At 68.1% G+C, this 13373-nt stretch carries 10 protein-coding genes; 3 read left to right on the forward strand and 7 right to left on the reverse strand.

Annotation, left to right across the window (positions count from 1 at the left end):
- From AB4Y84_RS02895 to AB4Y84_RS02905, 3 genes are all read right to left on the reverse strand, one after another.
- On the reverse strand, nucleotides 1-1395 hold a 1395-nt coding region (locus AB4Y84_RS02895), incomplete at its 3' end, for an efflux transporter outer membrane subunit (protein ID WP_442249748.1).
- Nucleotides 1392-3350, reverse strand: coding sequence for a MacB family efflux pump subunit (locus AB4Y84_RS02900; RefSeq protein ID WP_032975817.1), 1959 nt, complete (start codon nucleotides 3348-3350; stop codon nucleotides 1392-1394). The genes AB4Y84_RS02895 and AB4Y84_RS02900, both read right to left, overlap by 4 nt.
- Nucleotides 3347-4585 carry an efflux RND transporter periplasmic adaptor subunit gene (locus AB4Y84_RS02905; protein WP_442243741.1) on the reverse strand — a complete coding sequence of 413 codons (1239 nt, stop codon included), beginning with the start codon at nucleotides 4583-4585 and terminating at the stop codon, nucleotides 3347-3349. The genes AB4Y84_RS02900 and AB4Y84_RS02905 overlap by 4 nt, the downstream gene beginning before the upstream one ends.
- Before the next feature lie 205 nt (nucleotides 4586-4790).
- Between AB4Y84_RS02905 and AB4Y84_RS02910 the strand changes: the two genes are divergently transcribed.
- From AB4Y84_RS02910 to AB4Y84_RS02920, 3 genes are all read left to right on the forward strand, one after another.
- Nucleotides 4791-5519, forward strand: coding sequence for a response regulator (locus AB4Y84_RS02910; protein ID WP_025875399.1), 729 nt, complete (start codon nucleotides 4791-4793; stop codon nucleotides 5517-5519).
- Nucleotides 5520-5525: 6 nt separating this feature from the next.
- Nucleotides 5526-6917, forward strand: a complete 1392-nt coding sequence (locus AB4Y84_RS02915) for an ATP-binding protein (protein WP_312112124.1) — start codon at nucleotides 5526-5528, stop codon at nucleotides 6915-6917.
- A 213-nt stretch (nucleotides 6918-7130) separates the two neighbouring features.
- Entirely contained in the window at nucleotides 7131-10151 is a 3021-nt protein-coding gene (locus tag AB4Y84_RS02920) for a two-component regulator propeller domain-containing protein (RefSeq protein ID WP_442243740.1), read from the forward strand.
- 285 nt (nucleotides 10152-10436) lie between these two features.
- Here AB4Y84_RS02920 and rnt read toward each other — a convergent pair whose 3' ends face one another.
- From rnt to AB4Y84_RS02940, 4 genes are all read right to left on the reverse strand, one after another.
- On the reverse strand, nucleotides 10437-11021 hold the full coding sequence (rnt, locus tag AB4Y84_RS02925) for a ribonuclease T (protein WP_032951815.1): 585 nt from the start codon (nucleotides 11019-11021) through the stop codon (nucleotides 10437-10439).
- A 157-nt stretch (nucleotides 11022-11178) separates the two neighbouring features.
- Nucleotides 11179-11700 carry an HvfX family Cu-binding RiPP maturation protein gene (locus tag AB4Y84_RS02930; protein WP_442243739.1) on the reverse strand — a complete coding sequence of 174 codons (522 nt, stop codon included), beginning with the start codon at nucleotides 11698-11700 and terminating at the stop codon, nucleotides 11179-11181.
- A 23-nt stretch (nucleotides 11701-11723) separates the two neighbouring features.
- Nucleotides 11724-12479: an HvfC family RiPP maturation protein gene (locus AB4Y84_RS02935; protein WP_442243738.1), complete on the reverse strand. Its 756-nt coding sequence runs from the start codon at nucleotides 12477-12479 to the stop codon at nucleotides 11724-11726.
- The gene (locus tag AB4Y84_RS02940) at nucleotides 12472-13347 is read right to left on the reverse strand and encodes an HvfB family MNIO-type RiPP peptide maturase (RefSeq protein WP_442249749.1); all 876 of its coding nucleotides are present in this window, start codon (nucleotides 13345-13347) and stop codon (nucleotides 12472-12474) included. The genes AB4Y84_RS02935 and AB4Y84_RS02940 overlap by 8 nt, the downstream gene beginning before the upstream one ends.
- Nucleotides 13348-13373 lie beyond the last annotated feature (26 nt).

Here is a 13373-nt window from a genome sequence, read left to right on the forward strand (position 1 = left end):
GTTCAACTGGCTCTGCCGCACCCGTGCCAGTGACAGTTCCGCGTCGCGCCGGGTCTGCTGGGCTTCCAGCCAGGTGCGCAGATCGGTGGCGCCCACGTGATAGCGCACTTCCTGCGCGCGCTCCACTTCCACCGCTTCATMGTAGGACGCTTGCGATGCGGTCACCTGGCGCAGCAGCTGCTCGCGTGCGGACAAGGCGTTGTCCACCTCCGACAGCGCGGTGTACAGCGTCTTGCGGAAGTTGGTGGCGGCGATCTGGTAGTTGGTGCCGGCCACGTCCGTATCCAGCTGCGCGCGCTGCAGGTTGAGGAAGGGCAGCGACAGCCCGGCTCCCAGCGTCGCCACCGGATTGCGCAGCACATCGCCCAGCGAGGTGGCGCTGGAACCCAGGCTGCCGGTAAGACTCAGTGCCGGGTAGTACTGGGTGGCGGTTACCCGGATCGTCTTCAGGCTGTTGCGCAGCCGCAGTTCGGCCGCGCGCAGGTCGGGCCGCCGGCCGAGCAGGTCGGCGGGCAGGCCTTCGGCAATGCTCGGGCTCTGCGCCTCCAGCAGGTTCTGCGGTTCGTCCTGCTGTGGCCACGGCGTGCCATCCAGCAGCACGGTCAGCGCGTTGCGCACTTCCACCCGCTGTTGTTCCAGCGCGCTCTGCGCCGAACGCTGCGACTGCAGGTTCTGCAGTGCCTGGCGTACTTCCAGGCGCGAAACCGCACCGGCATCGAAGCGCGCCTGCACCAGTTCGTGCGTGCGCTGCAGCCGCTCAAGGTTGGCTTGGCCGGTGGCGATGGACTGGTTGAGGTAGGCCAGTGCCCAGTACTGGTTGATGACATCGCCGATCACCAGCAGGGCGGTGTTCTGCCGGTCTTCTTCGCTGGCGTTGGCCTCCCAGCGGGCGATGTCGCGCTGGGTGCGCAGGCGGCCCCACAGATCGATCTCCCACCCCAGCGACACGCCGGTGGAATAGCTGCGGCGCCAGTCGTCGGCCTGGTCGGTGGCGCGGCTGCCGCTTCCGCTCACGCCGGACGACGAAGGCTGCGGCCACAGCGCGTTGCTGGCCAGCCCGGCCTGCAGGCGTGCACGTTGCACCGCCAAGCCGGCCGCACCGAGGTCGCTGTTGGCGGCAAGCGCCTGCGCGACGAGGCGGTCGAGGCGCTCGTCGCCGAAGCCGGTCCACCAGTTGTCCTGGCGGACGTCACGGGCCGGGGTATCCAGGCCGCTGCGCGGGTCGTCGGCCGGCGCGTTGAGGGTCGCATCGCCACGACCATAGGTGGCGGCAACGCTGGGGTCTTCGACCGGATAGCGGCCTACGGAAGCGCAGGCGGAGAGTGCAAGCAGCACGGCGCCGGACAGCAGCAGGCGCGAGGGAGCGGGGAAGGGCAATCGGGTCATCATCTTCATTCGCGGGCCAGGGCCTCCACCGGGTCGAGCTGGGCGGCACTGCGTGCCGGCAGGAAGCCGAACGCCACGCCGATCAGGGTCGAGCAGGCGAAGGCGGCAATGATGGAAGCGGTGGAGAACAGCACCTGGAAATCACTGGCGAACCGGCCGATCAACACGCCCATCAGCAGTGCCAGGCCGATGCCGAGCAATCCGCCGAGCAGGCATACCAGCACCGCTTCGATCAGGAACTGCTGGCGGATGTCGCTCTGCCGCGCCCCCACCGCCATGCGCACGCCGATCTCGCGGGTGCGCTCGGTCACCGAGACCAGCATGATGTTCATCACGCCGATGCCACCGACCAGCAGCGCGATGGCGGCAATGGCGCCGATCAGCAGGGTCATCGTGCGCGTGGTCTGTTCGATGGTGTCGCGGATCTCGGCGCTGTTGCTGAGGAAAAAGTCCTCGGTGCCGTGGCGCATGGTCAGCAGCCGGGTGATCGCTTCCTGTGCCGCATCCATCGGCGTTTCATCGTTCACCCGCACGGTGATGCTGGAAACGTGGCTCTGCCCGAGCATGCGCGACATCACCGTGGTGTAGGGCACGAACACGCTCAGGCTGGTGCTGCCGCCGAAACCGAAGCTCTGCTTCTTGGCCACGCCGACCACGCGCACCGGCACGTTGCCAAGCAGGATCACCTGGCCGATCGGGTCGCTGTCGGGGAAGAACTGGGTCCGGGTGTTCTCATCGATCACCGCCACCTGGCCCAGCCCTTTCACCGCGTCGGTGTCGAAGAAGCTGCCGCTGAGCAGGCTCACGCCCTTCACCCGGAAGTACTGCTCGCCGACGCCGCTGATCTGCGCGGTGGCCGACTGGTTGCGGTAGCGCGCGGTGACCGAACTGGACACGCTGGGGGTGGCGCTGTCGACGTAGCTCTGCCGCGACAGGGCATCGGCATCGCTGGCCTTGAGGGTCTGCACCCGCGCCGAACGCATGTCGCCGAAGCCGCGACCGGGGTAGACGTCGATGGTGTTGGTACCCAGCGCGCTGATGTTCTGCAGGATCTGCTGCTGCGAACCGTTGCCCAGTGCCACCACCGAGACCACCGAAGCGATGCCGATGATGATGCCGAGCATGGTCAGGAAGGTGCGCAGGCGATGGGCGTTCATCGCCAGCAGGGCCATCCGGAACGCTTCGGTGAAGCGGTCGCGGGCGGCCTGCCAGCTGCTGCCATGGGCCACGCCAGCGCTCGGCTCGCGTTGCGCACGGTAGCTGGGCGCGGCCGGATTGGCACGGTCGGCGATGATCTCGCCGTCGCGGATCTCGATGATGCGCTGTGCGTGCTCGGCCACGCTCATGTCGTGGGTGACGATGATGATGGTGTGGCCTTCGGCATGCAGTTCGCCGAGGATGGCCATCACCTCTTCGCCGGATTTCGTGTCCAGGGCGCCGGTCGGTTCGTCGGCCAGGATCACCTCGCCACCGTTCATCAACGCGCGCGCGATCGACACGCGCTGCTGCTGGCCACCGGACAGCTGCCCGGGTTTGTGGTGCATGCGGTCGGCCAGGCCCAGCCGCTGCAGCAGCTGCTCGGCACGCGCGGTGCGCACCGGGCCGGGGCTGCCGGCATAGACCGCCGGCACGGCCACATTGCCGCGTGCGTCGAGATCGCCCAGCAGGTGGTAGCGCTGGAAGATGAAACCGAAGTGCTCGCGGCGCAGCTCGGCCAGCTCGTCAGGCGCCATTTTTCCGGTCTCGCGGCCCGCCACCTGGTAGCTGCCACGGGTAGGGCGGTCCAGGCAGCCCAGGATGTTCATCAACGTGGACTTGCCCGAACCGGACTGGCCGACGATCGCCACCATCTCGCCGGCATGGATGTCCAGGTTGACGTCGCGCAGCACGGCGATGACATCCTCGCCGGCAGGGAATTCGCGTCGCAGGTCGCGCAGGCGCAGCAGTGGCGCCGTCATGCTCATCGGCGCCCCATGCCCGGGCCGCCGACCCGCATCTGCATGCCGCCACGGTTGCCGCCGCCCGCGGCTGCCGCAGCGCCGCCTTCGCCGACCACCACGCGCTCGCCTTCCTTCAGGCCGGACAGGACCTCGACGTTGGCGCCGTTGTTGATGCCGACCTTGATCTTGCGCGGCTGCGGTTGGCCCTTGTCATCGACCACCCGCACGATGCGCTCGCCATCGCGCGACTTCGGTCCCAGTGCCACGGCCGGCACCATCAGCACGCCCTTGGCCTGCTTGAGCAGCACCGATACCTGTGCGGTCATGTCGATGCGCAGGGTGCCATCGGGGTTTTCGACGTCGAACAACGCGTTGTAGTAGACCGCGCTGCTGGAGCTGGAACTGGACGAGCTGCTGGAACTGGACGAGCTTTCGTTGGCGATCGATGCCGGTGCCGGATTGATCTGCCGCAGCGTGGCGTGGTACTTGCGGTCCGGGTCGCCCAGCGTGGTGAAGTACACCGGCATGCCGGCCTTGATCTTGACCACGTCGGCCTCGGACACCTCGGCATTGACGGTCACCACGTCCAGCCGTGCCAGCATCACGATGGTCGGCGCGGTCTGGTTGGCGTTCACCGTGCGGCCTTCCTCGGCCACCACCGCCACCACGGTGCCGTCCATCGGCGCGACGATGCGGGTATAGGCCAGGTTGGCACGGGCAGTGCCCAGCTCGGTTTCGCGGCCCTTGATCTGCGCCTCGTAGGACTGCAGCTGCGCACGCGCGGTCTTCAGCTGGGCCTCGGCGGCGTCGTATTCCTGGCGCGAGGTGGCTTCGGCAGCCAGCATCTGCTGCTGGCGTGCGAACTCCAGTTCGGCCTGGCGCAGGGTGGCCTGCTGCACTGCGCGCTGCGCAGTCACCTGGTCCAGCGAGGCCTGCGCGTTGAGCACCTGGTTCTGCTGGGTGGTGGCGTCGATCTCGGCGATCAGGTCGCCTTCCTTCACCGTATCGCCCAGCTGCACCTTCAGCGACTTGATCTGGCCGGAGGCCTGCGCACCGACGCTGACCAGCTTGTAGGCGTCGATCACGCCGGTGGCTTCCACCGTCTGCTCGATGTCGCCGCGGCTGACCGGGGTGGTCGCCAGCGCCGGTGCGGCAGGCTTGCGCAGCAGCCACCAGGCGGATACAGCGGCGATCAGGACAATCAGGGCGACCAACATCAGGCGACCCTTGCGGGTCGCGGGCAACAGGCGGGAGATCACGTGGCGGCTTCACTCTGGGGGCCGCAGCGGCGGCGTTGGTGGGCATTGTGAAGATCGAGCGATGCTGCGCTCAATCCTCGGGGTGTGTCTCTATGTAACACTGTCGCCGAGACTGCGTATCAGCAGGTATCCCGCATTGCGGGGGATACAGTGGTACGTATTGGCCTGGATGCGGTTCAGCTGCCGACACGGGATGATTCGCGACATGGAGACTGAAAACCCGATGCACCGTTTGCTGATCGTCGATGACGACAACGATATCCGCACCCTGCTGGCCGAGCAGCTCGGCCGCGCTGGCTACCAGGTCAGCACCGCCGCCGATGGCACCAGCATGCGCCAGCTGCTGGAACGCGAGCACGTGGACCTGATCGTGCTCGACCTCAACCTGCCACGCGAAGATGGCCTGACCCTGTGCCGCGACCTTCGCGCGCGCTCGAACACGCCGGTGATCATGCTCACCGCGCGCGCCGAGCCGATCGACCGTGTGCTCGGCCTGGAAATGGGTGCAGACGACTACCTGGCCAAGCCGTTCGAACCGCGCGAACTGCTGGCACGCATCCGCAACGTGCTGCGCCGTACCGAAGCGCTGCCGGCCAACCTGGAACCGCTGGCGGTGCGCCGTGCGCGTTTCTCGCGCTGGATCTTCGACCTGGAGCATCGCCACCTGGTCGACCCTGACGGGCGCGTGGTGGTGCTGTCCGGCGCCGAGTTCCGCCTGCTGCGGGTGTTCATCGCCCATGCCAACAAGGTGCTCTCGCGCGAGCAGCTGGTGGCCCTCAGCAGCGGCCGCAACTATGAAGCGCAGGACCGGGCGATCGACCTGCAGGTCAGCCGGCTGCGCAACAAGCTGGCCGACGATGGTGGCCCCGACGGCCTGATCAAGACCGTGCGCAACGAAGGCTACGTGCTGGCCTCGGCCGTCAACTTGGAATAAGCCGCGATGAAGCGCCTGCGCCACTTCCTGTCCTCGATGGTCGGACGGCTGTTCGTGATCCTGCTGCTGGGCATGAGCGTGGCCGCGATCGGCGCGACCATGCTGGCCAGTTCCAAGCGGCAGCAGGAATTCGAGCGGCAGAACCTGAACCGCATCGCCGACCGCCTGCAGGGCTACATCAACCTGCTCGACGGCAACCCGGAGCTGCGCGAGAGGCTGCTGGAGATCGGTGGCCCCAGCGTGCGGGCACTGCAGCCCGGCGCGCGCATCGGGCGGGCCGACAAGGCGCTGATGGAAGTACTGGAAGACCGACCGGGCCCGGTGTCGCGGGCGCATGTGCACTTCACCTCGTTCCGTTCGTGCATTCCCAAGCTGCAGGACCTGCTGCCGCCACCGCCGCCGGGCCACCGCAAGCCGCCACACGAACGCGATCCCACCTTCATCCCGCCCAAGTGCCGGGCGGTGGACGTGGTGCTCAACGACGGCACGTTGCTGAAGCTCGCCCTGGATTCGCCGGCGATCGCGCACAACGGCATCCTTGCCGTGGACCCGCTGTTCCTGACCCTGCTGGTACTGGCCATTGCCGTGCTGGCCTACGTGGTTGCACGCATGGCCAGTGCGCCGCTGCAGGAGCTGGCGGCCGCCGCCGAGGACCTGGGCGATGACCTGCAGCGGGCACCCTTGCCGCTGCGCGGGCCGCGTGAAGTGCAGCGCGCCGCCGAAGCCTTCAATGCCATGCAGCATCGGCTGCAGCGCCACCTGGCCGAACGTACGCAGATGCTGGCGGCGATCACCCACGACCTGCAGACGCCGCTGACCCGGCTGCGCCTGCGCCTGGAAAACGTGACCGACGAGACGCTGCGCGAGCGCCTGATCGGCGACCTGGCTGCGATGCAGGCACTGGTACGCGAGGGGCTGGAACTGGCCCGGAGTGCGGAGAGTGCCGAACAGCGTGCCGCGCTGGATCTGGATTCACTGCTGGAGAGCATCGTCGAGGACACCGCCGAGGACGGCGCCGACGTTGTCTTTGAAGGCCGCAGCGGCGCGGTGCTGATGCTGCGCCCGCTGGCGATGCATCGCTTGTTCTCCAACCTGGTGGACAACGCGGTGATGTATGCGCAACGCGCCCGGGTACGTGTCGAGCGCGGCGAGGGCACGATCACGGTGGTCATCGCCGATGATGGCCCCGGGCTGGCCGATGACCAGCTGGAAGCGGTGTTCGACCCGTTCGTGCGCGTGGAGACATCCCGTTCGCGCGAGACCGGCGGTGCCGGCCTGGGCCTGACCATCGCCCGCGCGCTGGCCGAGAAGGACGGGGGCCGACTGTGGTTGCGCAACCGCCCCGAAGGTGGGCTGGAAGCGGTGGTGCAGTGGTCGACCAGCGCCGAGGCGCGGTAGCGGCATTGATCCCGGACCCGGCCCGGTTGCGCCGGGCTGCCCGGGCGCGGTGACGCCGGTGACAGGGTTTGCCCTATCATCTGCGTACTTCCCCATTCTTCGTCCGATGAGCCTGCCTGTTCCTGCCGGCATGCCGCCCTGCGCGGTGCGGCTGTCCCTGTTCGCGTCTGCTGCCGCCACCGGCATCCGCAGCTGGCCGCCGCCGCTGCGCTGATGGGCGGGCAGGGGGCGGGCAGGCGCCGGGCGGGGCGCCACGCGGAGAACATCGGTCGCCTGCTGCGGGTGGGTATGCTGTGGCTGCTGCTGGCGATTGCCACGCCACTGGCCGCGCAGAGTGGCGCGCCGCCGTTGCGCGACTACGCCATCGACGTGTGGACCTCGCGCAATGGTCTGCCGCACAACTCGCTGCGCGACATCGCGCAGACCCCGGAAGGCCACCTGTGGTTCGCCACTTGGGAAGGCCTGGTGCGCTACAACGGCCTGGATTTCACCGTGTTCGACCGCAGCACCCGGCCGGGGCTGCGCGACAACGGCATCGGCGCGCTGCTGGTCGACCCGCAGGGCGGTCTGTGGATCAGCGATTCGCGCGGCAATGTCAGCCACCGCGGCAGCGACGGCCAGTGGCGGGTCTGGGAACATCAACCGGATACGCCGCAGGTGCTGATCCAGTCCATGCAGATGGACAGCCAAGGGCGCCTGTGGCTGTTGTACGAGGGCAAGGGCATCGGCTATCTGACCCCGGACAAGGGCATCGTCTACCAGCGCCCGCCGCCGGACCTGCCGCTGGCGATGAGTTTCACCAAGATGGCGGTCGATGCGCAGGACCGGGTCTGGATCGGCACCCTCGACGGCCTGGTGCTGCGCGACAATGACGGCGTACTGCAGCGCGCGCCAGCGGCGTGGGGCGTGGACAAGGGCCTGTCGTGGCCCTATCGCGCGCCCGATGGGGCGCTGTGGATCGTCGCGGGCGAGCGCCTGTACCGGGAGGAGGACGATCGCCTGGTGCTGGTGCACCGGCTGCCTGGCCAGTTGCACTTGACCGCCATGCTGCAGGACCGCCATGGCGACCTGTGGCTGGGCACCGAGAACCAGGGTCTGCTGCGCATCTCGGCGCATGGCCTGGAGCGCCTGCCGGCGGGTCTGAACCTGCCCGGCGGGCGCGTGGTCAGCCTGCGCGAAGACGCCGAGGGCAGCATCTGGGTGGGTGCCAATGGCGGCCTGTACCGCCTGCGCGAAACCCTGTTCAGCAGCTACACCGAACGCGACGGCCTCAGCGGCGACTACGTGCGCACGGTGCTTGAAGACCGGGACCGCCATCTGTGGGTGGGCAGCGCCAGCGGCCTGGACCTGCAGACCGCCGACGGTCGATTCCGTGCGATACCGCTGCATAACCGCGGAGGCAAGGCGCCTTCGGTGCTGAGCCTGGCGCAGGATGCCGGCGGCGATCTGTGGGTGGGCACCTTCGGCGACGGCATCTACCGGTTGCACGCCGATGGACGGCTTCGCCACAACTACGCGGCGGCCGATGGCCTGCCCGGCGGCAACATCCGTGCGATCAGCATCGCGCCTGACGGCGTGGTCTGGGCGGGAACGCAGAAGGGCGTGGTCCGTATCGAAGGTGACAAGGTAACCGTGCCCATGGTTCCCGGCATGCCGGGAGGCCTGACCACCGCGCTGGAACACGATCACCAGGGAAATCTGTGGATCGGCACCATCGAAGGCGTCCGCGTGCTGCGCGGTGACCGGGTGCAGTCGATCGACCTGGCGCCGCTGGGCGGTGGCCGCAGCGTGTTCGGCTTCCACCAGATCGGCGATGCGATGTGGATCAGCAGTGATCGTGGGCTGTATCGCTGGCAGGCGGGGACGTTGGCACGGGTGGGCCTGGAGCAGGGCATGCCGGTGGATGCGGTGTTCCAGTTGGTGCCCGACCGACTGGGCAATGTGTGGATCAGCAGCAACCGCGGAGTACTGCGCACCGACATGGCCACGCTCAACGCCGTGGCCGACGGACGCGCACCGCGGGTCACGGTGGAGCGTTACAACGAAATCGACGGCATGGCCAATGCGCAGGCCAACGGCAGCTCCGGTCCCTCGGCGATCCTGCGCCAGGACGGCACGTTCTGGGTGGTGACCGCCGGTGGCTTGAGCACGGTCGATCCGCAGCGGCTGCAGCGTTTCCGTGAACGCCCGGCACCGCCTGCGGCAATCGAGAACGTACAGGTCGACGGTGCGCCGGTGCACTGGGAAGGCCCCGAGCGCAACCTGATTCCCGGTGGGCGACGGCTTGCGGTGAGCTACGTGGGCCTGAGCTACCTGATGTCCGACCGCATCCGCTACCGCACGCGGCTGGAGGGGCTGGACAGCGGCTGGGTGGAACGTGGCCCGCAGCGCAGCGTGGAATTCGTCGGCCTGCCGCCGGGCGATTACACGCTGCACGTGGCCGCCGCGCACCCGGGTGGCAGCTGGGGCCATCAGGAAGCGGTGTGGAGTTTCACGGTCGAGCCGTTCTGGTGGCAGCGGCACAGCGTGCAGGCGCTTATGGGGCTGGTGCTGCTGTCCGCGCTGGTGGCGCTGTACCGCTTCCTGCTGCAGCAGTACAAGGCCAGCAACCTGCGCCTGGCACGGCGCGTGGACGAGGCGACCTTCGACCTGCAGGCGCAGACCGTACACCTGCAGGCCCTGAACCAGGAGAAGACCGAGCTGGCCGAGCGCCTGGCGCGGCAGGCCGAGGCGTTCGAACGACAGGCCCGCGAAGACGCGCTGACCCGGCTGGCCAACCGTCGCGGCTTCGACGAGGCGCTGGCCCGCGACTTCGCCCGCGCCCAGCGCAGCGGCCATCCGCTGTGCCTGGTGGTGCTGGACATCGACCACTTCAAGGACGTCAACGACCAGCACAGCCACAGCATCGGTGATGCGGTACTGGTGGAAGTGGCCCAGGTGATCGCCGCCGCCAGCCGCGATTCGGATCTGCCGGCACGCACCGGCGGCGAAGAATTCGCGCTGCTGCTCAATGACACACGGTTGGAGGAGGCGGCGCAGCTGTGCGCGCGCCTGCGTGGCCTGTTCCATGACCACCCGGACTGGGCCGGCATCCCGGGCCTGCGGGTGACCTTCAGCGCCGGCCTGGTGGAACTGGACGGTGACGACCGCACCCCGGCACTGCTGTACCAGCGCGCCGACCGCGCGTTGTACCGTGCGAAGAGTGACGGCAGGGATCGCACGAGCATCGGTTGATCCACTGCAAAGCATCCACGCATGGCGTGGATCGACCGGCATTGCCGTACCAACAGTCGGCACCCATCGAGCGCAGCGACCCGCTGTTGCTCCCGCTTTTCTGATCTTTCCGTGGCGCCCGGGAAATTGTCGAAGGCCGGGCAGGGTGGGTTCGCGGGGGTATCCGCGGCATGGATGGCGCGGCTAAGCCCCCAAGGATGGGTTTACGGCGTCCCCCGCGAATCCATCCTGCCCGGCCTCACCCGCAATGCCGATTCGCCACGAGGGGCTTCGCCGTTGGCTGCTTCACCGCGGCCAGGCGTTGGCGATCGTGCAGAACAACCGCGCCGTCTGCTCGGTGTCATACACCGCGCTGTGCGCCTCGTTGGCGTCCCAGCCCAGCCCGGCCGCCGTGGCTGCGCGTGCCAGCACCGTCTGGCCATAGGCAATGCCCGCCAAGGTGACCGTGTCGAACACGCTGAAGGGGTGGAACGGGTTGCGCTTGTGCCCGGTACGGGCGACGGCTGCGTTGACGAAGCCGAGATCGAAATGCGCGTTGTGGCCGACCAGGATCGCGCGCTGGCAGCCGTACTTCTTCATCGCTGCACGCACCGGAGTGAAGACGTGGTCCAACGCCGCCTTCTCTTCCTTGGCCAGCCGGAACGGATGGTCGAGGATGATGCCGGTCACTTCCAGCGACTTCGGGTCGATCTCCAGTCCCTCGGCCGGCACCACATGGGCGCTGGCGGTCTGGCCAGGGTAGAGCAGGCCGTTCTCGTCCATCTCGATCGGCACGGCGGCGATTTCCAGCAGCGCATTGCGCTGGCTGTCGAAGCCGCCGGTTTCAACATCCACCACCACCGGCAGGAAGCCGCGGAAGCGTTGTGACATCGCGCGCTGCGCCTGGGGTACGTCGGAAACAGGGAGGGCGGCAGGTGCGGAACTGGGGTCGGTCATGTACGGATTCTAGCAGAGCGACCCTGAGCACCCGGGATCCCGGTAGGTGCCAGCCTTGGTTGGCACCCTGCGCGCCGACCAAGGTCGGCATCTACCGGAGCGCAGGCCGCGCCGTGGGGCCCGACGGATACCAGCGCGCCAGCACGGCATCCACGCTCAGGCGCCCAGCACCGGTGAACAGCAGCGGCAGTAGCATCGCCATGAACAGCAGTGGCAGTTTGAAGTTGCCAAAGCCCTGATCGCTGATCGCATAGCCCATCGCCAGATCGCCCAGCGAGCTCCATTCGGCGGGCCAGTGCACCGCGTACGTTGCCACAGCTGTCAGCACCAGCAGGCTGGCGGCGGCAAAGCGGGTGCCGAAGCCCAACAGCAGGCACGCTGCGCCCACCAGTTCGAACCAGGTGGCCAATTGCCAGTTCAGCGCAGCGGGCAGCTGGTCGAACGGAAACGGGAAAGCATCCTGCAGATCGGCGAACCAGTTCTGTCCGTGCAGCTTCTCGCGCCCGGATTCCAAGAATTCCCAGGCAAGCAGCAGGCGCAGGCCAAGCGGGGCCAACCACGGGGCGAAACGGTCCAGCTGGCCGCGTGCGGCGGCCAGGGTCGGGGTCTTCATCGGTGTTTCTCCTGGAAGGGGCGTCAGGGTGAAGCGGGGAGCGGACCGATCACGCCAGCACGCAGGAACTGCTGCAGCAGTTGCGCGCCAGGGGCGGCCAATGTCCCAGGATCGAGGTGGTGCAGGGCGGCCAGTTGCTGCAGCTGTTGTTGGCCGGTGGCCCCGGGGGACTCGCCGATCAGGGTCAGTAGATGCACTGCGAGGCTGGTCAGGGTGGCAAATCGCACCGCGCCATCAGCATCGCGCCGCACCAGCAGGCCGGTGGGCTCTGCCGGTGGTTGCGACGGTGCATCTTCGCTACCCAGCTGATGCACCGGCCAGCGGTACAGCAGCGGCCAGGCCAGCGGTGAGCGGCGCAACGGCACCCGCAACGGATCAATGTCGCCCGGTTCCGGCAGCGGATCGGCCTGCAGCTGGTACAGCGCGGTCTCCACCCACTCGTAGTGGGCCAGTTCGGCAAGTGCCGGATGCGGCAGCTCCGGCTGCACCTGCAACCACTGCACGAACTCGGCAGCCAGTTCGGTGAACAACGGGGTGTGGCAATGGTGGCTGGCGAAATAGTGGCGCACCAGTGCACTCCAGTCCGGTTCGCCCAGCAGGCGCACGCAGACCGGGAAGCCATTGCTCAACAACCCCAGCAGATTGTTGAACAGCAGGCGTTCGTACACCGCCACCCGACGCGGATCCATGCCGGGCGGCGCCGGTACCTGCGCCGGGTCGCGCAGGTGCGCGGTGAACGCGTGCTGCTGCGCACGCAGGCGTTCGGGGGCGTCAGCCATGGGCGGCTCCGGCATGCGCGGCCTGCAGGCGGTGGATGGTCTGCAGTTCGCCCCGCAGCTCGGCGTAGGGCGGGAAATTGAAGTCGCGTTCGAGCAGGGTAGGGCGTGGGCCGATACGGGCGTAGGTGCGTGCCAGCAGGTCCCACACCGGGTCGATCACCGGGCTGCCGTGGGTGTCGATCTTCAGGTCCGGTGCCTCGTCCAGGTGCCCGGCCACGTGCAGGCAGACGATGCGTTGTGCGGGCAGGCCGGCGATGAWGGCATCGGCGTCGTAGCCATGGTTGCAGGCATTGACGTAGACGTTGTTGACGTCCAGCAGCAGGTCGCAGTCGGCCTCGGCCAGCACGGCAGTGGTGAAGGCCAGTTCGTCCATCGTCGGGTCCGGCGCCAGGTAGTACGACACGTTTTCCACGGCGATGCGGCGACCGAGAATGTCCTGCACCCGGGCGATGCGGGCAGCGGTGTGGCGTACCGCTTCATCGGTGAATGGAATCGGCAGCAGGTCGTACAGGTGGCCCTCGTCGCTGCAGTAGCTCAGGTGTTCGCTGTACAGCGGCACTTGATGCTGGTGCAGAAACGCACCCACCTGCGCCAGCAGCTGGGTATCCAGGGGGGCACTGCCGCCCAGCGACAACGACAGGCCGTGGCAGCTCAGCGGATGGCGCGCCGCCAGTTCGGCCAACGCGTCACCCGCGGGACCACCGACACCGATCCAGTTCTCCGGCGCGCATTCGAGGAAATCGAAATCGCCGGCCGGTGCATCGCGCAGGTCCTGCAGCAGGGCACGGCGCAGGCCCAGGCCCACGGCCGCCGCAGGAAGCAGCGACCGCGGGTGGACGACGCCGGCGCGGACGTCAGTGCTTGCCACCGCACTTGCCTTCGCCGCACTTGCCT

The organism is Stenotrophomonas sp. 2YAF22 (genome assembly GCF_052114665.1).
In the GTDB taxonomy this organism is placed as follows: Bacteria; Pseudomonadota; Gammaproteobacteria; order Xanthomonadales; family Xanthomonadaceae; genus Stenotrophomonas; species Stenotrophomonas indicatrix.